Source organism: Bradyrhizobium lablabi (genome assembly GCF_001440475.1).
Classification (GTDB): Bacteria; Pseudomonadota; Alphaproteobacteria; order Rhizobiales; family Xanthobacteraceae; genus Bradyrhizobium; species Bradyrhizobium lablabi.
In genome coordinates, this window is record NZ_LLYB01000055.1 from 1 (window position 1) to 19,776 (window position 19,776).

Here is a 19,776-nt window from a genome sequence, read left to right on the forward strand (position 1 = left end):
CCAGCGAATCTCCTCCTCTAAAGAGAATCATTCGCGCGCGACTTATGCAAATCCCTCGCTTTCGCGGGTGATGACGGCTGCTTGTATGGCGTAACCCGCTCACCCCAGCGTCCTTCGCCAGAACGCCAGCATATCCGCCTTGAACAGCTCGGCGTCGCCGTCGCGGCTGCCGATGCGGGCGCCCTTGCGGCCGTAGCCGGCCTTCAGCGCATAGACCATCAGGTCGCGGTCGGTCAGCTTGCTGTCGGCTACGCCATGAAGCGGATGGATGAAGGCGCCGTCATTGGCGATGTAGATCGTCGGCGCGGCGGGGGAGACGGATGCGTCGGGAGCGTTCTCGATGGGCGTACCGCGGTCAAAGCTGTGCTGCGCGCCGCCGATCAGCCGCATAGTCGCCTTGCCGCCGGACAGGCGGATGGCCTGGCAGTGGCCCTGCACCTGCATCGGCGAGCACCATTCATCGGCATCGCCCATGATGACGCGGATTTCGGTCTCATCGACGGATGGATCGAGAAATTGGTGGCCGCTCCAGGGATAGGCCGCGAGCACGCTGCGAAAGCCGGCGCCGGCGCCGACCACCGCATCGGCAAAACGGCGCGTCGCCGCCGTCAGCACGGCCGAGCCGCCGCGGCTGTGGCCCTGCGCTCCGATACGCGATGTATCGATTTCGGGATGGGTGGCGAGCACTTTCCAGGCCGCCAGCACGTCATAGGCGCTGGCGGCGAATGAGAACTGGGTCTGGTTGGCGACGGTGGACGTCACGTCGCGCGCGCCAAAACCGTCGAGCACAAACGCCGCAAAGCCGTCATTGGACACAGTTTCGGCGTGCGCCAGATGCGAAGGCGCCACACCGAGGCTGCCCGGCACCACGATCACCAGTGGCCATTTTCCGTCCGCTTTCCGGCGATCCGAGGCCGGCAGGAACAGTTTGCCGTCAATCGACAGCTTCGGCAGGTCGGAGGCGTTGCTGATGACGTGGTAGTAATTGAGCGGATTGGCGGTGGGAATTTCGAAATTCTGCCCTTTGGCGCCGTTGGTGAAGACAATATCCTGATCGCGAAATCGCAAAGTTGCAGTCCTCCTGCGGCTGCTCTTGGTGTGGTAGCCGTCGGGGATAGAGTAAAGCCCTGGTTGTTCCCGTCAAAGCAAATGTGCCCGGCGGTTTCGCAGCCGTTTATTTTCTCAATGTGAAAGGGCAGCGCAGCCGCTCCATCTGCATGTCAGCGGGCACACCTGGCGCGAATGCGGTCAGAGCACCCGGTAGCGGATCGCGAAGGCGTCGTGGATTTCGGTCGTCACCGTGCCGCCATTGACGGGCACGATGCCGTCGGCCAGATGCCACGGTCCGAACTGCGGCTGATACGAGGGGCTTGCTGGCAGCCGCAGCCGGAATGTGCTGTGGACCTGGCCGGGCAGGTTCAGCACCATCGTGCGCTCGGTGGTGCGGTAATCGAGCGTCACCGTGCCGCGCAAGATGCTGCGGCCGTCGGCGGTGGCGGCCAGCGCCTCCTGAACCTTGGCCAGTTTCTGGTTGCGGTCGGTCAAGAGTTCGATCTGGATGTCGGCGGCCGTGGTCAGCGCCGCCTTCGGCAGGCGGATTTCAAATTCCACCGCGGGCTTTGCCGGATTGAGGCCGAGATAGGCCTGCGCCGCGTGCCTTAAGTCCGAGACCACGAAGGCAAGCAGGATCAGCACGGTGGAAGCGGCCAGCCCGTGCTTGACGAGGTCGGGGCGGCTGCGGTGGCCGCTGCGGAAATAGACGGACAGCACGATCGCGACCGCCAGCGCCGCGGCAATGCCTGATAGCGCCGACATCACGATGCCAAGGCCTCCATCGGGCCCGTCGCTGAACCCGACCGCGCGGAGCAGGGAGCTCACGGAGTAGCCAGGCAGCTCGGCGGCGCGGCCGGCGCCGGTCAGGATCGGGGAGGTGATGTTCATCGCCAGCTCGCGGGGGGCTTGAAAGGCCGGTGTGCGACCAGAACTTTTGCAATTCTCGATAGTTGGTCGCAGAGGCTCTCCTCGCGGTTCAAGCGGGCCCGATAAGTGGATTTGTCAGGCGAGGGACGTCTCGTTATTGCTTGTAAGGCCTCATGCAGGCTGGGGGAGATTCTCATGTCCGTTCAAATGGTTTTGCTGCCGGTCTTCGTCCTGATCGGCCTCACTTTCTTCCTGATGTTCTGGATGGTGACCGCCCGGACAAAGGCGGTGAAGGCGCGGGAGACCACCATCAAGGACATCGCGGCAGGGCAGCCGAAATATCCCGCCCGCGTCGCCCAGATCGGCAATTGCTTCTCAAACCAGTTCGAAGTACCGCTCCTGTTCTACATCCTGATCGCGCTGGCGCTACCGCTGCGCCGTGCCGATCTCTTCATCGTGCTGATGTCCTGGGTGTTCGTGGTGACACGGTTTGCCCATGCCGGCATTTTCGTCACCTCCAACAACATCCAGCAGCGCAGCCTGGCGTGGTTCGCCGGCGCGCTGGTGCTGCTGGCGATGTGGATCTACTTCGCGCTGAAGCTCCTGCTTCTGATTTAGAAAGTTTTTGATGACTCCCGCTGCCCGCCTGTCCGCCGCCATCGAACTGATCGACACCATCGACGCCGAGCGCGTTCCGGCCGCCAAGGCGCTGAAGGAGTGGGGCACTGCACATCGCTATGCCGGCTCCGGCGACCGCGCGGCGATCTCGGGCCTGATCTGGGACGTCCTGCGCCGGCGGGCTTCCAGCGCCTTTCTGATGGATGCCGATACGCCGCGGGCGCGCATGCTCGGCATGCTCAGGCTCGAGCGCGGCATGACCACCGAGGCGATCTCGGCGCTGTGCGACGGCGGACGCTTTGCGCCGGAACCGCTGAGCGAGGCCGAACGCACGGCGCTCACCTCGCGCCGCCTCGACGGCGCGCCGCCGCACGTCGCCGGCGATTATCCGGAATGGCTGGACCCGCATCTCGCCGCGGTGTTCGGCGACGACCGCGTGGCGGAAGCGACCGCGATGGCGAGCCGCGCGCCGCTCGATCTGCGCGTCAACACGCTGAAGGCCAAGCGCGAAAAGGTGCTCGCGTCGCTCAGTCATCTCGGAGCAACGCCGACGCCATGGTCGCGGCTCGGCCTGCGTATCGAACTCGGCGCCGACGCGCGCAATCCCGGCATTCACGCCGAGGAGGATTTCATCAAGGGCGGCATCGAAGTGCAGGACGAGGGCTCGCAGCTCGCAGCGACGTTCTCGGCCGCAAAACCCGGCGAGCAGGTGATCGACCTCTGCGCCGGAGCCGGCGGCAAGACGCTGGCGCTGGCGGCGATGATGCAAGGCAAGGGCCGCCTGATCGCGACCGACCGCGACAAGCGCCAGCTCGCCCCGATCTACGAGCGTCTGTCGCGCGCCGGCGTCCACAACGCCGAAATCCGCGCGCCGAAGGGCGACGCTGATCCATTGGCCGACATCAAGGCGTCGGCCGATCTGGTGCTGATCGACGCGCCCTGCACCGGCACCGGCACCTGGCGCCGCAACCCCGACGCCAAATGGCGCATGCGCCCCGGCGCGCTCGAAGTCCGCCTGAAGGACCAGGCCGAAGTGCTTGATCGCGCAGCCGCGATGGTGAAGCCCGGCGGCCGCATCGCCTATGTCACCTGCTCGGTACTGCCGCCGGAAAACGGCGAGCAGGTGCGCGGCTTCGTGTCGCGACATCCAGAGTTTTCGATTCAGCCATTGAACGAGACCGCGAGCGTGCTCTGGGACAAGGCGGAAGATTTTGAGAAGGCTGCGTTGCAATCGCCCGAAGGCTGGCTGATGACGCCACGGCGGACTGGCACGGATGGATTTTTCGTGTCCATACTGAAACGGAATTAGAAGCATCCGGGATCTCAATCCGGACGCGGCTGATTGGGAGGGGGGCGTGATGAACCGATACCGAGGGATTGGTCTTGCCTGGACCGCGGCAATCCTCATCCTGACGGCCGGTGCGGCCCGCGCCGATGAGACCGTCACTATCGGCGGATCGCGCGCCGTGCTGATCAAGCCGAGCGCGCCACGGGCGAGCGTGATCCTGATACCCGGCGGCGATGGCGCGATTTCACCCGGCGAGAACGGCGAGATCAACGCGCTCAAGTTCAACCAGCTGGTTCGGACCCGCCACGCCTATGCGGCACGTGGCCTTGCGGTGCTGGTGGTCGATGCGGGCACGTCGCTGAACGCGGCGGTCCAGTACATGGCCGCGATCAAGCGGCCGGTCACGGTCATCGGCACCAGCCGCGGGACGATCCGCGCAGCGCAGGGAATTGCGCAGGGCGCGCGGCCGGACGCGCTGGTGCTGACATCAGGATTTCTCAGCGCCGAGTCCGGCAGCGGGCAGAATGTCATGTCGATCCTGGGATCGCCGGGGTCGTTGCCGCGCACGCTGGTGATCCACCACACCCAGGATGGTTGCCGGGTGACGTTGCCGGCCGGCGTCGACCCCTTCATCAAATGGTCCGCCGGGCGCGCCAGGGTGGTCTGGGTCAGCGGCGGCGCCAATGAAGGCGATCCCTGTCAGGCGCGCGGCCATCACGGCTTCAACGGCCTGGATGGCCGGGTCGTCGGGATCGCCGCGGGTTTCCGCTGACGCGGTGCGTCGTGCCGCTCAATCCACGATGAACAGCTTCGCGCCGGTCTTGGTCGACGAGCGGTGCGCGGCATCGCCGAAATCCGAGACCTGATAGCTCATGCCCGGCTTGAGCTTGAACGTCCGCCCGTCGCGCAATTCGCTATCGAGTTCGCCCTCCAGCACGTAGAGCACGTGGCCGCGATCGCACCAGTGATCGGCGAGATAGCCCGGCGAATACTCGACCATCCGCACGCGGAGATCACCGATGTTGAGCGTGCGCCAGCGCGCTTCGCCCGTTTCGCCGGGATGCGTCGTCGCCGCGACCTGGCTCCAGTCAGTGACGGTGAAGGGCAGGGTGGGAATTTTCATGCGGGATGATCCTGTAGGAGGGAGGGAGCAACGTGACGGTCTTTCCCCGTCATTGCGAGCGAAGCGAAGCAATCCATCGCGCGGCGTAACGAAAGAGTTGCTCAATGCGCCAGATGATTGGCCGAACCCTGCCTGATCTTTCCCCTCGCATCGAGCCGCAAATATTCGCAGATCTGCGCGCCGCGCTCGTTCTGGTAAAACACCACCACGCTGTCCGGGCTCACATACGTGTCGATCAGATCGAAACGCAGGTTGGGCAGCAAGGCAAACGCCTTGCTCCAGTACGTCCGCAAGCTCTCCTTGCCGCGCAGCGTGCCGCTGGCCTCGAGCCCGAACGCCCTGATCTTGTCCGAGGTCATTTCCGCGTCCTCGGCATAGAGCGCGAGGATGCGTTCGAGATCGTGCGAGTTCCAGGCCGCGATCCACTCCCGGCCGAGCGCGGCCATATCTGGCGCCGCGTAGTGCTGGCTTTGCATGGTTTCCTCCATTCCGCGATTTGCATGTGCAAATCGTCCGACCGGTCCTTGCAGCGGAGCAAATTAGGTCAATAATACTGACCTATAGCAATTTGTCCATCCCTCAAGAAGCATGTGGGCCAAGGCCTTCCCGCAGTTGCGAGGCCGCCCCCTGTCGCGTATCTGCTTGCCATGACAGCCGCACAAAAAGCCCGCGAGTCGTCGACGCCTTCAGTGGCCTCGGCGCATGACAAGATTCTGATTGTCGACTTCGGCAGTCAGGTGACGCAACTGATCGCCCGCCGGGTGCGGGAAGAGGGCGTCTATTCCGAAATCGTGCCGTTCCAGAAGGCGGAGGCCGCCTTCTACGAGATGAAGCCGAAAGCGGTGATCCTCTCCGGCGGGCCTGCCTCCGTGCTTGACGACAACGCGCCGGCGGCGCCGATGCCGATCCTGACGGCCGGCGTGCCGGTGCTCGGCATATGCTACGGCGAGCAGACCATGGCCCAGCAGCTCGGCGGCACCGTCGAGGGCGGACACCACCGCGAATTCGGCCGCGCCACCATCGAGGTCACCGACGACTGCGCGCTGTTCGACGGCGTCTGGCAGAAGGGTGGGCGTTACGACGTCTGGATGAGCCACGGCGACCGTGTCACCACGCTGCCTGATGGTTTTCGCGCCGTGGCGCGGGCCGCGGGCTCGCCGATCTCGGTGATCGCGGACGACAAGCGCAAATTCTACGCCATGCAGTTCCACCCCGAAGTGGCGCACACGCCCGACGGCGCAAAATTGCTGCGCAATTTCGTCCGCAAGGTCGCAGGCTTCACCGGCGACTGGACCATGCGCGCCTTCCGCGAGGAGGCGATCGAAAAGATCCGCGCCCAGGTCGGCAAGGGCAGGGTGATCTGCGGCCTCTCCGGCGGCGTCGATTCCGCTGTCGCCGCCGTGCTGATCCATGAAGCGATCGGCGACCAGCTCACCTGCGTCTTCGTCGACCACGGCCTTCTGCGCCTCAAGGAAGCCGAGACCGTCGTCGACCTGTTCCGCCACCACTATAATATCCCGCTCGTGCATGTTGATGCGTCGAAGCAATTCCTCGGCGAGCTCGAAGGCGTCACCGATCCCGAAATCAAGCGCAAGACCATCGGCCGCCTCTTCATCGACGTGTTCGAGGCGGAGGCGAAAAAGATCGGCGGCGCTGAGTTCCTGGCGCAGGGCACGCTCTATCCTGATGTGATCGAGAGCGTCTCCTTCACCGGCGGCCCCTCGGTGACCATCAAGTCGCACCACAATGTCGGCGGCCTTCCTGATCGCATGAACATGAAGCTGGTCGAACCCTTGCGCGAGCTGTTCAAGGACGAGGTCCGCGTGCTCGGCCGCGAGCTAGGCCTCCCCGAAATCTTCGTCGGCCGCCACCCGTTCCCGGGCCCCGGCCTCGCCATCCGCTGCCCCGGCGACATCACCCGCGAAAAGCTCGACATCCTCCGCAACGCGGATGCGGTCTACATCGACCAGATCAGGAAGCACGGCCTCTACGACCAGATCTGGCAGGCCTTTGCCGTGCTGCTGCCGGTGAAGACCGTCGGCGTGATGGGCGACGGTCGGACGTACGAATACGTTGTCGGCCTGCGCGCGGTGACTTCCACCGACGGCATGACGGCGGACTTCTATTCCTTCGACATGAAATTCCTCGGCGAGACCGCGACGCGCATCATCAACGAGGTGAAGGGGGTGAACCGGGTGGTGTACGACGTGACGTCCAAGCCGCCGGGGACGATTGAGTGGGAGTAGGGTGCAGGATAGTAGAGGATGTGTTAGGACAGTATCGCGCATCCAACCGAATGATGGTCTTCGATAGACCTTGAGCGTTACCGAACGACCGCTGATTGCTCAGCTCCACGAAGGTGCGCGGCGCATGACCAGCATCACGACCTTCTTCATGTTCGACGTGCCGCCGAAGCGTGGTCACACCGATAAAGCGGCGCGCAGACTGTGTCCAACCTCACTTCTGCGCAACGTCCGTAGTGCCTACGTTCTGGTTGGCGACTCCTGCCGTGATGCCTCCGCTGGATGACGCCGGCGGCATCGAGTTGTCCGGCGTCTGGCTGCTGTCCAACAGGATCAGCGCTTGCGATCGGCCCCTGCCGGCCCCGATCGCGGTTGTGTTCGACTTAAATACCGGGCAATGCCACCTGCAGCGCCGTCTCCAGCGCCACCATGATCTGCTCGCGGATGATCGATGATGACATGTGTATTAGGCGCTATGGCCCCGACGGCGATTGTCTTGCACGGTACCACAAGCGCGGGCAAGTCGAGCATCGCCAAGGCGCTGCAGGCGACCGCGCCAGTGCCAGCATTCCACATCTCCCTTGACGCATTCGTCACAATGTCGAATCGCCGCGATATGCGGAGCGACGCGGAACGCGCTCAGGCCTACAGCATCCACTGCGAAAACCTGCGCACGACACTTGCACGTGTCGTGCAAACGCACTTCGACATTGTCCTGGACCTCGTCTTGCGGGATGAGGTCCAAATGGATGCATGTTTGAACGTGCTTCGCGGACGGCCCACTTACGTCGTCCGCGTCTGGGCTCCGCTTGATGTTCTTGAGGAACGAGAACGGTCGCGCGACGACCGCGCGCCTGGGATGGCCCGTGAACAGGTCGGTCATCCGGCGTACCGTCGCGCTTACGACCTGGAGGTAGACACCTCGCTGTGTAACCCGGAAGAAGGCGCGGTTGCGGTGCGACGCCTCATCGGAAGCATCTAGCCGGGTAATCACCCGCCGCCAATCGTGGGCAAACCGGCGATTGCCTGGGATGGCGTCAGTCCGAAGCTGTGTTTGAAGGTCCGGGTCAGGTGCGCAGTGTCGGCGAACCCTGCGTCCATGGCGGCCGTTCTCACGAGTGCGCCGGCTACGATCAGGCGCGCAGCATGCTGCAGTCCGGTCCACCGCTTGAATTGGCGGAAGGTCATCCCGGTGGAATCTTTGAACAGGCGAAGAGCCTGGGTGCGCTCCAGTCCCAGCCGCTTGGCCAATTCGTTCTGGTTCATCCTCGCCATCGGTTCTGCCGCCAGGTCCGCGAGTACGGCACTCATCTTTCGGGGAAGACGATCCTGACCGTGGTTGAGACGCTCGCGCAGCTCTCGCTGCGCATCGGAATCGAGCTTCATCCCGGCCAGAGCCAGTTCACCGAGGCGCCCCTCAAGCCTCTCCGCCAGCGTGCCTGGACTTATCCAACGGGCGCCATCGAGATACATGGCGCTCAAGCCACCCTCTCCGCAGATGATGTGATGCTCGACCCCCGGCCGGATGATCACGATATCTCCGGTGATTGACTGCCCTTGGCCCACCACCGAGAGCGGTCCACGCCGGCCCCTTACCACGCACGTGACGGGGTTCGGGTGGCACCCGACGCCTGCGACATCGACCGAGAACACCGAGGTCGAAAAGGCGGTATTGCCGACGGGCAACGCTTCCTCCAATGATCGCACGTTTATTCTACGCCGAAGTGGCAGGCGACGGATAGGGTAGCAGGTGGTGAGCCGGGAGCGATGATCCTCATGTCAGCAGTTGAAACGGCGGCGCGCAACAAAAAGAACTATCTGAAGGCCAAGAGCGCGTTCAACCGCCGGGATCTCGACGTGTGTATGGCTTTTTACTCAGCCGACCATCAGATGCGATCGCGGGAGGTTGGTCCGGGGCGCGAACATATCAGGGCATTTCTCGCTTCGATGCATGCGACGTGGAGTAATTTGGAGATCGTCGCTGAACATGTCGTAGCTGAGGGGGAGTGGGTGATGGGACGGTGCACGTCGAGCGCGATCCATTCGACCTCTGTCATGGGCGTCGCACCGACCAACCGTCGCATCGAGACGACCTTCTGGGACCTGCATCGCTTCAATCACGATGGCCTGATCGTTGAAACCTGGAATATCGTCGATGGTCTGGCGATCATGCAGCAGCTCAAAGACGAGTAGGCGGGAATAGTTCTAGTGCGTCACAGCCGTTTAAACCCTCACCCTGAGGAGCCGCGTCAGCAGCGTCTCGAAGGATGTCGGCGAAACCGCGACGCGGATCATAAACGAGGTGAAGGGCGTGAGTAGGGTGGTGTACGACGTGACCAGCAAGCCGCCGGGGACGATTGAGTGGGAATGATTTTGGTCTACCCAAACGCGGAAAGCATCGAACGTCGATCGATCATTCACTTTCTTCCTTGCGCTGTCGCGAGGACGGGTTGCTCTTGGCGAACTCTTCCGCAGCGATGCGGATCGCCTGCTGTGTCGCTGGGTAGCCGCTATAGGGCGCGAGATTGACCAGTGTTTCGATGATCTCTTCCTGGCTCGCACCAACGTTCAAGGCGGCGTTGATGTGGACCCGCAAAGGGGTTTCCGTCGTCGCGGAACCGATGGCGGCCAAAGCCGCGCAGGCGCTGAGTTCACGGGTCTTCAGATCGATGCCATCGCGCGAGAACACCTCGCCATAGGAATGCTCGACGATCATGCGCCCGAGGTCCGGTGCGATGTCGTCAAAGCTGCGGACCACGGCGTCGCCCGATGCGGCCGAGCTTTTCGCGAGTAGAGCCTTCCCCCGCTCCAGTCGGGCCGAACGGCTTTCCGTATCGACGGGCGCGGGGATGTTGACCTGAAGCGTCTGGACGCCGAGTGCGAAGACGCTCCGGGCGACCGAGAATGCGTTCAGGGCCGAAGGGAATCCCCGGTAGACGCTGAGCTGTATCAGCAGCTCGATGATCTCTTCGCGCGTCACGCCATTGGCGATAGCGCCGGCCAGATGAAGACGCAGCGCATCGGCGCGGTTGCCGGTCGCGGCGAGCATTGCGATGATCGCGAGCAGCTTGGCCTTGTGATCGAGGCCATCCCGAGCCAGCGCGTCCCCGAACCCGAAATCGATCGAAAGCTGCGCGAGGTCGGGCGCGGTGCCGGCGAAGCGGTCAAAATAGCCCTGGGCGTCGCCCGCCACGAGCCGTTCCAGCATCTCCCGTCCGGCCCATCCGCGTCCCGCTCCGTCACCCGTCGCGGGCTTGATGGGCTGAAATGCCAGCTCGCGTTCGGCGAATACCGACCGGACGATGCCGACGGCATTGACGGTTGCAGGGAAGCCCAGGACCGCGACCGAGACGAAGAGCAGTTCGACGATCGCTTCGGGAGCGCCGCCGGCATTGAGAAAGCCGGCGATATGAAACTTCAATTGCGGCTGGGCGCTTCCATCGGCCAGCAGCATCGAGACGGTGCAGAGCTGCCTTAGCGGGAGATCCAGCCCCGGGCGGGACAACACATCGCCATAGGGATATTCGACGGTGAAGCGCGACAAATCGGCGGAGGTCTCCGCCAGAGCATTGATCGGTCCATCGAAATTCTCGCCGCCGATCCGGCGGAGCATCTCCAGGCCGCGTGAAAATCGATCCTCATGAGTTTCCGAGGCCATGGCTTGCCCACTCCGACTGATGGCGAAAGAACTTGCTGCGACGAAGGCAGCCTCAATAAAGCGTCGGCGAGAACTTGCTCTTCCCGTTGCTGCGGTGGTGGGACCTGACATTCATGTTCTCCAACTCTGCCATCCGCCCCCGCCTTATTTTGGGGCGGACCTTGCATCGGCGGTTGCGATAAGTCCAATTCATTATCAATATCACCGTGATGAAGAGGGTTCATATCGCTAACGTCGATCTCAATCTGCTGGTCGTCTTCGACGCCCTCGTTGCAGAAGGGCACGCCACGCGCGCAGCCGAACGGATTGGGCTGACCCAGCCGGCGGTCAGCCATTCGCTCAATCGCCTCCGGGCTCTGTTCGGGGATCCGCTGTTCGTCCGATCCCCGCGCGGCATGACGGCGACGCCACTGGCGCAGGACATCGCGCCGAGCGTGCGATCGATCCTCGAACAGGTTCAGGGTGTCCTGCTCGGCGGGCGGGCGTTCGATCCGAGCGAAAGCACGCGGCAATTCGTGGTCGGTCTCTCCGACTATGCCGCTTTCGTGCTCCTACCCCGCCTGACCGCTCGGCTCGATCGCGAAGCGCCGGGCGTGTCCCTCGTAGTCCGCAACACGAGCCGCAGTGTCGGTCTGCCGATGCTCGACGATGGCGCAGTCGAACTCATCGCCGGCAACTTCCCGCAGCCGCCGACCCATATGCGAGAAGAGCTGCTCTACGAAGAGGACTTCATCTGCGCCGGTCGCGGCGATCATCCCGATTTGGGCGAGAGTCTCGACCTCGACCGCTATCTCTCGCTGCGCCATCTTCAGGTTTCGATGAAGGGCAATCCGAGCGGCTATGTCGATGCCGTACTCACCGAGAAAGGATTGAAAAGGAACGTCGTCGTGACGGTCGGCCACTTCTTGATGGCGCCGATGCTGGTCGATGCCTCCGACCTCGTGGCAACGGAACCCCGTCGTCTCTTCGCACCTTTGGCCGGCCGCCTGCCGCTCCGACTTTTTGCGCCGCCACTGGATATTCCTTCATTCCGAGTGGTGCAGACGTGGCATGCGCGACACGATGCCGACCCAGGGCATCAATGGCTACGACGGGTGCTCAGTGAAGTCGGTCAATGGGTTTGAGGGGCTAAAGTCCCAATCCTCGCTGCCGCCCCAACTGCCAGGACACCGATCCGCCCCGCACCATGCCCGACACCTCTCGACCGAGCTGCTTGTCGATGACTGGCCGCCACGGGACAAGCGTGAACTCGTGGGACTTTTCCACGATGGCGAACTTTGATTACGGTGACAGTGCACTAAATTGCAACGGTGACTTGAGACCACGTTTCAGACTTGGCCTAGCCTTGGCGTCGCTTCGTGCACGCGTAATCCAGCGCCTGTGTGCTGTGCTCCGCAACTGCTTGCAGTGATGATCACCCCAGCGCAAACGCGGGGTGTACGGTGCGTGGCTAAATGGTACGACATCGAGATCGCCTCTGTGGAGTGAGCCTTGATGTCTGTCGCGACCGCCGCTAGCCAACAGCCTGCAACCGCCGCCGAGACCGATCCAGAAACACTGAGCTGGATGCAGGGCTTTCCGCCGCCGCGGGACAAGACCATTACCTTTCAGAACGGTTCGTTCCGCAGCTTCCCCGAACTACGCTGGGCGTGGAGCAATATCCGCCAACTCGTGCCGACGGTGAATGTCTGGCGCGGGGCAGGGCCCGCGTCGGTGTTGCCGCGGGAAGAGCATGACATCGGCGCGTCCGCGTCGGTCACGATGGACGGTCGTCCCATGACATTCGCGCACATGCTCGAGGAGACTTATGCCGACGGCATCGCCGTGCTGCATCGAGGCAAGTTGATCTACGAGCGCTATTTCGGTGCGCTGAAGCCGCACAAGCCGCATATCGCGATGTCGGTGACGAAATCGTTCACCGGCTCGCTCGCCGGCATTTTGGTCGCGGAGGGCAAGATCGATCCGCAGGCGCCGGTCACGGACTATGTGCCGGAACTGAAGGCAAGTGCGTTCGGCGATGCGCGCGTACACGAAACCATGGATATGACCACGGGGCTCGAATACACCGAGGTCTATACCGACAAGAATTCCGGCGTGTTCGGGCTCAGGCGCGCGAACGGCATGGCGCCGATCGAGCCGGGCTATGAAGGCGCGACCAACATTTTCGATTTCCTGTGCGAGCAGAAGAAGCAGGGCGAGCACGGCAAGGCGTTTTCCTACAAGACCGTCAATTCCGACGTGCTGGCCTTTATCTGTCGGCGGGCGAGCGGCATGACGTTGTCCGATCTGCTATCGGAGCGGATCTGGATTCCGATGGGTGCGGAAGAGGACGCGCATTATCACGTCGACCGCATCGGCACCGAGAGCGGCGGCGGCGGCCTTTCGACGACGCTGCGCGATCTGGCGCGCTTCGGCGAGACGATCCGCAATCACGGCCGGTTCAACGGCCGCCAGATCGTGCCGTCTCAAGTGGTCGAGGAAATCGCGTGCGGCGGTGATCCCGCAAAATTCAAGCCGGCCGGCTACACCACATTGCCCGGCGCCTCGTACCGCAATCAATGGTGGATCACGCACAATGCGCACGGCGCCTTCATGGCGCGCGGCGTTCACGGGCAGGGCATCTATATCGATCCGAAGGCGGAGATGGTGATCGCCCGCTATGCCTCGCACCCGGCCGCCGGCAACGCCGCCAACGACCCCGTGACGCTGCCGGCCTACATGGCGCTGGCAAAGGACCTGATGGCGGGAGGCTGACGCCGTTGGCGTTGGCGCGATTCCTATGCGGGTCAGCTGTGTCACCAGATGAACGGAATCAAACGCCAGCGCACCTGGCGCGCATAATCGTCATACCCCTCGAGGCCCGTGCGGAGCGTTTTTTCTTCGATGCCGATCCGGATGCCGAGTAGGAGGGCGAGGATGAAGACGGTCGCAAGACCCCACCATGATCCGAGCACGAGCGAGGTACCGGCGATGTAGAAGAGCGCGCCGAAATACATCGGATGGCGGACGATGGCATAAGGGCCCGTCGTGATGACCGTCTGGCCGCGATCTTCTTGTATTTTTACGACCGGCGCCGCGAAGCTGTTCGTGCGCATGGTCCAGTAAATGAACAGGAAGGCCGCCAGGAGAAGGCCGCATCCCGCCCACTGCACGAAAGGCGGCATTATCGACCAATGCCAGCGCGCAGCGTCTGCCGCCATGAAACCCATTCCTCCAAACATGAGGAGCAGGATTGGGATGAGAATCAGCTTGTCCGCGAGCGGCTGTTCCTTTTGCACAGGCGGCTTCAGGCGCTCTCTAAGCAGCCCGGGATCGACGCGCATCATGATTGTTCCAAAAACGACAGAGAGCGCGACCATTTCGCCGAGATAGAGCCACCCGCCGGTGTAGTTTATTGTGCCTGCAGCAACGAAGATGATCGCGGCCATGAAGCCGAACCAGACGATCGTCTGGAGGATAAGATTTAGAACGAGTCCCATTTCTTGCCTCTCGGGTCGAAGCTATTGATTTCCGCGCGGCATGGGCCGCTGCGGAGTTCATTTCTCATCGTGGTCGCCGGCCGCGCTTCCAGCGGCTCATGGCGTCTTCCATGGCGCCGCGCATCACCCGATAGAATTCCGCCATCTCCTCGAGACGNTGCGTTTACTTCCCTGGACGGGACGATTCCGGCCCCGGCATTCAACTGCTCGNGCCAATGCGTCTAGCAGCCGGTTCTGTTGTTGGATCATGGCTTCGTAGTCGTCGGCCGCAGCGTAAAGCGCGCGTTTGGTTCCAGGCTCGCTGTGGCGACGTGCGAGTGTGTAGCTCTCCAACAGCCGAGCAGCCACGCTTGCGCTGCTCTTGCTGATCTCGATGTCCTCGGTGATCTGGTCGAGGCTGACGGGGCGAGGGCAGAGAAGCAGATACCCGTAGAGGCGGGCGGCCACCGGCGGTACGCCCCAAGGCGTGAGTAGCCTAGCCACATCCTCCACGAACCGGCGCTCGTTCTTGTGCGACTTATTTGACATATTCGGCATATACCGAATATATAGGATAACTGGGTTGACGGCAAGTGCCAAGCCTGGGAGGGTCTCATGCTTCCCTATCTCGTTGCTGCGATCATTCTCATCGGGCTGCCCACGCTCTACGTCGCAGTGCGCTACCGCGAGTATCGCAAATTCCTCGCTGGCGGGTTCTTCGTCAGCAGCGGGATGCAATTCTACTTCTACCTGGCGAACATTCCGATCCCGCTAATGTGGACCAGTGCGGTCCAATCGCCAGAGCTCAGCGCCATGCGTGGCGCGATCCACTTTGTGCTCTTTCTTTTCTGTCTGTATTTCGGGTGGTTTTTCCGCGCCAATCGCAGTGTGGATTAGGACGGCTCTGGGCTGCCGGACTCTGGAACCCATACCCTCATGCTCTTTGAACCAACATCATTGCGACGTCGTTTTCTTCGATAATATAAGTATTGACTTATATAAGTACGTACCGATATTAATTTCCTCGGAAATGACAAGGAGGACGGGATGCAGATCGACGTCGCGAGGGTGTTGGGGCTTGTCACGCGCTCGGTGCGCAATTTCGAGATGGACGGCAAAGCAGCGAGCGCGGTGACGCTGACACGGCTTTACGAAACTGATGTCGATGACCTCTGGGACGCGCTGACCAGCAAGGAACGCATCCCGCGCTGGTTCTTGCCGATCGAGGGAGACCTCCAGTTGGGCGGAAAGTACCAGCTCAAGGGCAATGCAGGCGGAACCATCACGGCGTGTACGCCGCCCAGGCATTTTGCGGCGACATGGGAATTCGGAGGCGCGACGAGCTGGATCGACGTCAGGCTGGCGGCAGAGCGCGACAAGGCGCGGCTGACGCTTGAGCACACCGCCGTTATCGAGGATCATTGGAATCAGTTCGGTCCAGGCGCGGTGGGGATCGGTTGGGACCTCGCCCTTGCAGGACTCGAGGGCTATCTTGCGACCGGGGCGTCCGTCGATCATGAGACAGCCGAGGCATGGATGGGCTCACCTGAAGGCAAGGGGTTCATGACTGAGAGCGGCGAGTTTTGGCGTGCGGCACATGTCGCGAGCGGCGTCGATCCCGCCTCGGCGAAGGAGCGGTCAGACCGGACCATCGCTTTCTATCGCGGCGAGATGCCGCCTGATATCGCGCACCCAGGCACCGGAAGCTGATGCACGTCTTCGAAGTCCTCGCCGATCCGGTGCGCCGCCGCATCCTCGAACTTCTGGGCCATGGGGAAATGGCCTCCGGCGAAGTGGTGGAGGCGATCGGGGCCGAGTTCGGGATCACGCAGGCCGCCGTGTCGCAGCATCTCAAGGTGCTGCGCGAGAGCGGCTTTGCAATGGTCCGCGCCGAGGCGCAAAGACGACTCTATTCGGTGGATGCTGCCGGGCTTCAGGCAGTGGATGCTTGGATCGGTCAGTTCAGGAGCTTCTGGGAGCCGAAGCTCGACGCACTGGCGACGGAGATCGCCCGCGGCAAACGCGAGCGGCGTAACGCGCCACTCACCAAACGCACTGGGAAAAGGGCGTAGGGTGTGAACTTAATCGGGACCCGGCGTAGAACTGACCCGAACAGGAGACAGAGGCAACATGGTGGACGATACCAACGTTCGGGCTGGCCAGTGCCATTGCGGCGCGGTGCGTTTCGAGGCGACGCTCAGCGACGGCTTCAATTCGATTCTCCGCTGCACCTGCTCTTACTGCCGAATGCGCGGCGCCGTTGTCGTCATGGCGGAGATGGGCGGGATCAAGATCCTGCAGGGCGAGGATGCATTGACAACCTACCGCTTTCATACCGGAGCCGCGCAGCACTTCTTCTGCTCGCGCTGCGGAATCTACACCCATCATCAGCGGCGATCCAACCAGAACTCATATGCCGTCAACGTGGCCTGCCTGGGCGGGGTAAGCCCGTTCGATTTCCCTGAGGTGCCGGTCACGGACGGTGTCAATCACACGAGCGACACCGGCAAGCCAACACGCCGGGCAGGCACGCTCCGCTTTATCCCGGCTGCGGACTAACGCTATCAGCCATCTGCTGCCGGGGACCTCGCGCAGTTCAGTGCGTCAGTCCCGCTCATTCGCATCAGTCCGCGATGCTGATATGGGCATCCGTGATGACCTTGGTCCATCGATCGACATCGCTGGCAACGAGGTCTCTCAGGTAGGCTTGCGACTGCTGCGCGGGCGCGGGCGCCACGGCCCCAAGCTTCTCGAGCCGGCCGATCGTATCAGGGTCGGCCATCGCCTTGGCGTAGGCCGCGTGGATCTTCGTCGAGATATCGCCGGGCAATCCCTTCGGGGAGAACAATGCGGTCCATGCGTCAGCCTGGTAGGCCTTCAGGCCGCTTTCCTCTGACGTCGCCGTGTCTGGAAGGACCTTCGCGCGCTGGGAAGAGGCGACCACGAACGCCTTGATCGTGCCGGACGAAACCTGCGGGGCGACCGTGATCACCTGGTCGCACGAATAGTCGATGGCTCCGGCGAGCAGGTCGTTCATGAGCGGGCCGTTGCCACGGTATGGAATTTCGGTGGGCTTGGTTCCAACCAAAGCATTCAGCAGGGTGCATGTGAGGTGAGCGTTGGACCCGACGCCGGAATGACCGACCTTGAAATCGGGGCCCTTCTCCTTCATCAGCCCGATGAATTCCTTGAATGTCGTCGCGGGCAGATCCTTCCGGCCGAAGACCACGATAGGCGCCGAGGCCATCAGGCCGATCGGCTCGAAATCGGTTCGGGGATCGTATTTCCTCTTCTCATACAGGGCGTAGGACGACGCGTGGGTTCCCATATGTCCGGTCAGTAGCGTGTAGCCATCGGGTGCAGCGCGCATGACGCGGATCGAACCGATCGTGCCACCCGCGCCGGCCACGTTTTCGATGACGATCGGTTTCCCCAACTGCCTGGACATCCCTTCCGCAACAATCCTGGCGATAACGTCGGTCGCGCCACCTGCGGCAAACGGTACGACCATGGTGATGGCTCGGTTCGGGTAGTCCGCCTGTGCTGATGCCAAGGGAACTATCAATAGACTGAACGCCGCAGCAATCAGCGTCAGAGCCGTCACCTTTCTCATTCCAGCTTCCTCCTTTTTGTTTTTGGTCGATAGCAACGACCTTGTTCGTGGCCATTCCAGCAGACCTATTGTATCGAGATAGTTGAGAACGTCCTCGGCGATGGCACAATAGCTGCGCGGACATACCAGCGCGGACCAGGAGAGATATCGTGAACCTCTACGCAAAACTCCTCGCGCGCGAAGCCGAGCGGCGCCCCATCAGGGTTGGGTTGATCGGCGCGGGAAAGTTCGGCGCGATGTACCTTCACCAGGCGCCGCGAACCCCGGGCGTGCATATCGTCGGCATCGCCGATCTGTCGCCATCGCGTGCGATCGAGAACCTGAAGCGGGTCGGGTGGGCCGAGGAGCGGTATGGCGCTGTTACCCTCGATGATGCGCTCAAGAATGGCACGACGCACCTGACCGACAACTGGGAAGCGCTCGTCAAATTCCACGGCATCGACGTGATCGCCGAGTGCACCGGCAATCCGGTGGCCGCAGTCGAACACTGTCTGGCGGCATTCTCGGCCGGCAAGCCGATCATCAACGTGACGGTCGAGGCTGACGCGTTCTGCGGACCGATCCTGGCCCATAAGGCCAGGCAGGCGGGTGTGATTTACAGCCTTGCCTATGGCGATCAACCGGCCTTGGCCTGTGATCTCGTTGATTGGGCGCGGGCATGCGGCTTCCCGGTGGTCGCGGCTGGTCGCGGGCACAAATGGCTGCCGAAATATCGGGAATCGACACCTGAAACGGTCTGGGATCACTGGGGGCTGACGGCCGAGCAGGCTGCACGCGGCGGCATGAACCCAAAAATGTTCAATGCGTTCCTCGACGGATCGAAGCCGGCGATCGAGTCGGCCGCGATCGCCAATGCGACCGGCCTGGAGGCGCCGTCGCAGGGCCTGGCATTCCCTCCGGGATCAGTGGACGACATTCCCACTCTCATGCGTCCCCGCTCAGAAGGAGGCGTGCTCGAAGCCAAGGGGCAAGTCGAGGTCGTGTCCTGCCTCACGGTCGACGGCGCTCAGATCCCAAACGATATCCGGAAAGGCGTTTGGGTTTGCTTTGAAGGCGACAGTGAGTACATCCGGAATTGCTTCGAAGAGTACAATGTCGTTACGGATCCGACAGGTCGTTACATGAGTTCCTACAAGAAATGGCATCTGATTGGTCTGGAGCTCGGAATTTCGGTCGCCGCCATTGCGCTTCGCGGTGAACCGACGGGTGTCGCAACATGCTTCAATGCAGATGTTGCAGCGACCGCCAAAAAGAACCTGCGCCCGGGAGATACGCTCGACGGGGAGGGAGGGTACACCGTGTTCGGAAAGTTGACGCCCGCGAGCATGTCGCTGGCAGAGGGATATCTGCCGTTGGGTCTTGCGCATGACGTGCGATTGACCCGACCGGTAGCCAAGGACTCTTGCATCACTTGGGCCGATGTGGCGATCGACGAGACGCTGTCAGCCGTTCGCATCCGCAAGGAGCAGGAGGCGCTCTATTCTTCGGCGGCGGGACAGACGGGCGCCTGACTTATTGCTCCGTGTCACCCATGACGAGGCGGTACATTAGCCAAATCACTTCTGATTTTCCGAAATCGTGTCAATCCCACGAATCAAAAATATTCCGCTTCCGTTCTCACCCAAATCAGTCGCATAACTCCGCCCGTCTCACGGCGGATGAGGGGCGCTCGCGATCGTCACGAACGCGCGGTGAGATGCGGTGGACGCTGAATGCGCGCTCGACGTACGCGCACGAAGCGTACGGTGAAGTCGTGTGGTTCGGGCGCCGCGGTGCTGGCGTTAAGCGTGCGATAAGAAGCGCAGGCGACGGAGGCAAAAGAGCCGTTCTCCGGGAAGAGCACGAAGTAAGCCGT

General features: G+C 62.5%; 22 protein-coding genes and 2 pseudogenes. 15 read left to right on the top strand and 9 right to left on the bottom strand.

Annotated features, from left to right (window positions below; genetic code table 11):
• Positions 1-99 precede the first annotated feature (99 nt).
• Together CQ14_RS09705 and CQ14_RS09710 are read right to left on the bottom strand one after the other, a co-directional pair.
• Complete coding sequence (locus CQ14_RS09705) at positions 100-1,068, bottom strand: dienelactone hydrolase family protein (protein ID WP_057857687.1); 969 nt, start codon at positions 1,066-1,068, stop codon at positions 100-102.
• Between the two features lie 180 nt (positions 1,069-1,248).
• A complete protein-coding gene (locus CQ14_RS09710) occupies positions 1,249-1,941 on the bottom strand; it encodes an acriflavin resistance protein (protein ID WP_245320278.1) in 693 nt (230 codons plus the stop codon).
• Between the two features lie 174 nt (positions 1,942-2,115).
• Between CQ14_RS09710 and CQ14_RS09715 the strand changes: the two genes are divergently transcribed.
• The 3 genes from CQ14_RS09715 to CQ14_RS09725 are packed head-to-tail and all read left to right on the top strand — an operon-like array spanning position 2,116 to position 4,598.
• Positions 2,116-2,538 carry an MAPEG family protein gene (locus CQ14_RS09715; protein ID WP_057857688.1) on the top strand — a complete coding sequence of 141 codons (423 nt, stop codon included), beginning with the start codon at positions 2,116-2,118 and terminating at the stop codon, positions 2,536-2,538.
• Positions 2,539-2,548: 10 nt separating this feature from the next.
• On the top strand, positions 2,549-3,847 hold the full coding sequence (locus tag CQ14_RS09720) for an RsmB/NOP family class I SAM-dependent RNA methyltransferase (RefSeq protein ID WP_057857689.1): 1,299 nt from the start codon (positions 2,549-2,551) through the stop codon (positions 3,845-3,847).
• Between the two features lie 49 nt (positions 3,848-3,896).
• Positions 3,897-4,598 (top strand): alpha/beta fold hydrolase, encoded by a 702-nt coding sequence (locus tag CQ14_RS09725; protein WP_057857690.1) that lies wholly within the window; start codon positions 3,897-3,899, stop codon positions 4,596-4,598.
• Positions 4,599-4,616: 18 nt separating this feature from the next.
• Here the strand turns inward: CQ14_RS09725 and CQ14_RS09730 are convergent, their stop codons facing one another.
• Together CQ14_RS09730 and CQ14_RS09735 are read right to left on the bottom strand one after the other, a co-directional pair.
• Complete coding sequence (locus CQ14_RS09730; RefSeq protein WP_057857691.1) at positions 4,617-4,949, bottom strand: DHCW motif cupin fold protein; 333 nt, start codon at positions 4,947-4,949, stop codon at positions 4,617-4,619.
• Positions 4,950-5,050: 101 nt separating this feature from the next.
• The gene (locus tag CQ14_RS09735; RefSeq protein ID WP_057857841.1) at positions 5,051-5,425 is read right to left on the bottom strand and encodes a nuclear transport factor 2 family protein; all 375 of its coding nucleotides are present in this window, start codon (positions 5,423-5,425) and stop codon (positions 5,051-5,053) included.
• Between the two features lie 171 nt (positions 5,426-5,596).
• Here CQ14_RS09735 and guaA point away from each other — a divergent pair, with 171 nt between their 5' ends.
• From guaA to CQ14_RS09750, 3 genes are all read left to right on the top strand, one after another.
• Entirely contained in the window at positions 5,597-7,195 is a 1,599-nt protein-coding gene (gene guaA / locus CQ14_RS09740; protein ID WP_057857842.1) for a glutamine-hydrolyzing GMP synthase, read from the top strand.
• Positions 7,196-7,265: 70 nt separating this feature from the next.
• Positions 7,266-7,478: a hypothetical protein gene (locus CQ14_RS45990; RefSeq protein ID WP_156434829.1), complete on the top strand. Its 213-nt coding sequence runs from the start codon at positions 7,266-7,268 to the stop codon at positions 7,476-7,478.
• A gap of 210 nt (positions 7,479-7,688) precedes the next feature.
• A complete protein-coding gene (locus tag CQ14_RS09750) occupies positions 7,689-8,174 on the top strand; it encodes a phosphotransferase-like protein (protein ID WP_199805491.1) in 486 nt (161 codons plus the stop codon).
• A gap of 8 nt (positions 8,175-8,182) precedes the next feature.
• Here CQ14_RS09750 and CQ14_RS09755 read toward each other — a convergent pair whose 3' ends face one another.
• Complete coding sequence (locus CQ14_RS09755; protein ID WP_156434831.1) at positions 8,183-8,878, bottom strand: helix-turn-helix domain-containing protein; 696 nt, start codon at positions 8,876-8,878, stop codon at positions 8,183-8,185.
• A gap of 90 nt (positions 8,879-8,968) precedes the next feature.
• Here CQ14_RS09755 and CQ14_RS09760 point away from each other — a divergent pair, with 90 nt between their 5' ends.
• Complete coding sequence (locus tag CQ14_RS09760) at positions 8,969-9,385, top strand: ester cyclase (RefSeq protein WP_199805492.1); 417 nt, start codon at positions 8,969-8,971, stop codon at positions 9,383-9,385.
• Between the two features lie 76 nt (positions 9,386-9,461).
• Positions 9,462-9,563 (top strand): annotated as a pseudogene (locus CQ14_RS47585) (GMP synthase (glutamine-hydrolyzing)); the annotation flags it as partial.
• A 42-nt stretch (positions 9,564-9,605) separates the two neighbouring features.
• Here CQ14_RS47585 and CQ14_RS09765 read toward each other — a convergent pair.
• Positions 9,606-10,736 carry a carboxymuconolactone decarboxylase family protein gene (locus tag CQ14_RS09765; RefSeq protein ID WP_199805493.1) on the bottom strand — a complete coding sequence of 377 codons (1,131 nt, stop codon included), beginning with the start codon at positions 10,734-10,736 and terminating at the stop codon, positions 9,606-9,608.
• A gap of 323 nt (positions 10,737-11,059) precedes the next feature.
• On the opposite strand from CQ14_RS09765, the gene CQ14_RS09770 reads away from it, so the two are divergent.
• The gene (locus tag CQ14_RS09770; protein WP_057857697.1) at positions 11,060-11,974 is read left to right on the top strand and encodes a LysR family transcriptional regulator; all 915 of its coding nucleotides are present in this window, start codon (positions 11,060-11,062) and stop codon (positions 11,972-11,974) included.
• A gap of 4 nt (positions 11,975-11,978) precedes the next feature.
• Here CQ14_RS09770 and CQ14_RS42100 read toward each other — a convergent pair.
• Positions 11,979-12,128 (bottom strand): annotated as a pseudogene (locus CQ14_RS42100) (DUF3363 domain-containing protein); the annotation flags it as partial.
• 216 nt (positions 12,129-12,344) lie between these two features.
• Here CQ14_RS42100 and CQ14_RS09775 point away from each other — a divergent pair.
• Entirely contained in the window at positions 12,345-13,604 is a 1,260-nt protein-coding gene (locus CQ14_RS09775; protein ID WP_057857698.1) for a serine hydrolase domain-containing protein, read from the top strand.
• Positions 13,605-13,645: 41 nt separating this feature from the next.
• On the opposite strand, the gene CQ14_RS09780 is transcribed toward CQ14_RS09775, so the two are convergent.
• Entirely contained in the window at positions 13,646-14,329 is a 684-nt protein-coding gene (locus CQ14_RS09780; RefSeq protein WP_057857699.1) for a methyltransferase family protein, read from the bottom strand.
• Positions 14,330-14,923: 594 nt separating this feature from the next.
• Here CQ14_RS09780 and CQ14_RS09790 point away from each other — a divergent pair.
• From CQ14_RS09790 to CQ14_RS09805, 4 genes are all read left to right on the top strand, one after another.
• The gene (locus tag CQ14_RS09790; RefSeq protein WP_057857701.1) at positions 14,924-15,205 is read left to right on the top strand and encodes a hypothetical protein; all 282 of its coding nucleotides are present in this window, start codon (positions 14,924-14,926) and stop codon (positions 15,203-15,205) included.
• Between the two features lie 150 nt (positions 15,206-15,355).
• Positions 15,356-16,018, top strand: a complete 663-nt coding sequence (locus CQ14_RS09795) for an SRPBCC family protein (protein ID WP_057857702.1) — start codon at positions 15,356-15,358, stop codon at positions 16,016-16,018.
• Positions 16,018-16,380, top strand: a complete 363-nt coding sequence (locus tag CQ14_RS09800) for an ArsR/SmtB family transcription factor (RefSeq protein ID WP_057857703.1) — start codon at positions 16,018-16,020, stop codon at positions 16,378-16,380. Before CQ14_RS09795 ends, CQ14_RS09800 begins: the two co-directional genes overlap by 1 nt.
• 58 nt (positions 16,381-16,438) lie before the next feature.
• Positions 16,439-16,867: a GFA family protein gene (locus CQ14_RS09805; RefSeq protein ID WP_057857704.1), complete on the top strand. Its 429-nt coding sequence runs from the start codon at positions 16,439-16,441 to the stop codon at positions 16,865-16,867.
• A 64-nt stretch (positions 16,868-16,931) separates the two neighbouring features.
• On the opposite strand, the gene CQ14_RS09810 is transcribed toward CQ14_RS09805, so the two are convergent.
• Positions 16,932-17,921, bottom strand: a complete 990-nt coding sequence (locus CQ14_RS09810; RefSeq protein ID WP_057857705.1) for a tripartite tricarboxylate transporter substrate-binding protein — start codon at positions 17,919-17,921, stop codon at positions 16,932-16,934.
• Between the two features lie 149 nt (positions 17,922-18,070).
• Between CQ14_RS09810 and CQ14_RS09815 the strand changes: the two genes are divergently transcribed.
• Positions 18,071-19,432: an NAD(P)H-dependent oxidoreductase gene (locus CQ14_RS09815; protein WP_057857706.1), complete on the top strand. Its 1,362-nt coding sequence runs from the start codon at positions 18,071-18,073 to the stop codon at positions 19,430-19,432.
• Positions 19,433-19,776 lie beyond the last annotated feature (344 nt).

Excerpts from the sequence above, each read along its gene's own strand:
- CQ14_RS09710 (WP_245320278.1), bottom strand. The coding sequence starts at position 1,941 with ATGAACATCACCTCCCCGATCCTGACCGGCGCCGGCCGCGCCGCCGAG.
- CQ14_RS09715 (WP_057857688.1), top strand. The coding sequence starts at position 2,116 with ATGTCCGTTCAAATGGTTTTGCTGCCGGTCTTCGTCCTGATCGGCCTC.
- CQ14_RS09720 (WP_057857689.1), top strand. The coding sequence starts at position 2,549 with ATGACTCCCGCTGCCCGCCTGTCCGCCGCCATCGAACTGATCGACACC.
- CQ14_RS09725 (WP_057857690.1), top strand. The coding sequence starts at position 3,897 with ATGAACCGATACCGAGGGATTGGTCTTGCCTGGACCGCGGCAATCCTC.
- CQ14_RS09730 (WP_057857691.1), bottom strand. The coding sequence starts at position 4,949 with ATGAAAATTCCCACCCTGCCCTTCACCGTCACTGACTGGAGCCAGGTC.
- CQ14_RS09735 (WP_057857841.1), bottom strand. The coding sequence starts at position 5,425 with ATGCAAAGCCAGCACTACGCGGCGCCAGATATGGCCGCGCTCGGCCGG.
- guaA (WP_057857842.1), top strand. The coding sequence starts at position 5,597 with ATGACAGCCGCACAAAAAGCCCGCGAGTCGTCGACGCCTTCAGTGGCC.
- CQ14_RS09760 (WP_199805492.1), top strand. The coding sequence starts at position 8,969 with ATGTCAGCAGTTGAAACGGCGGCGCGCAACAAAAAGAACTATCTGAAG.
- CQ14_RS09770 (WP_057857697.1), top strand. The coding sequence starts at position 11,060 with ATGAAGAGGGTTCATATCGCTAACGTCGATCTCAATCTGCTGGTCGTC.
- CQ14_RS09775 (WP_057857698.1), top strand. The coding sequence starts at position 12,345 with ATGTCTGTCGCGACCGCCGCTAGCCAACAGCCTGCAACCGCCGCCGAG.
- CQ14_RS09780 (WP_057857699.1), bottom strand. The coding sequence starts at position 14,329 with ATGGGACTCGTTCTAAATCTTATCCTCCAGACGATCGTCTGGTTCGGC.
- CQ14_RS09790 (WP_057857701.1), top strand. The coding sequence starts at position 14,924 with ATGCTTCCCTATCTCGTTGCTGCGATCATTCTCATCGGGCTGCCCACG.
- CQ14_RS09795 (WP_057857702.1), top strand. The coding sequence starts at position 15,356 with ATGCAGATCGACGTCGCGAGGGTGTTGGGGCTTGTCACGCGCTCGGTG.
- CQ14_RS09800 (WP_057857703.1), top strand. The coding sequence starts at position 16,018 with ATGCACGTCTTCGAAGTCCTCGCCGATCCGGTGCGCCGCCGCATCCTC.
- CQ14_RS09805 (WP_057857704.1), top strand. The coding sequence starts at position 16,439 with ATGGTGGACGATACCAACGTTCGGGCTGGCCAGTGCCATTGCGGCGCG.
- CQ14_RS09810 (WP_057857705.1), bottom strand. The coding sequence starts at position 17,921 with ATGAGAAAGGTGACGGCTCTGACGCTGATTGCTGCGGCGTTCAGTCTA.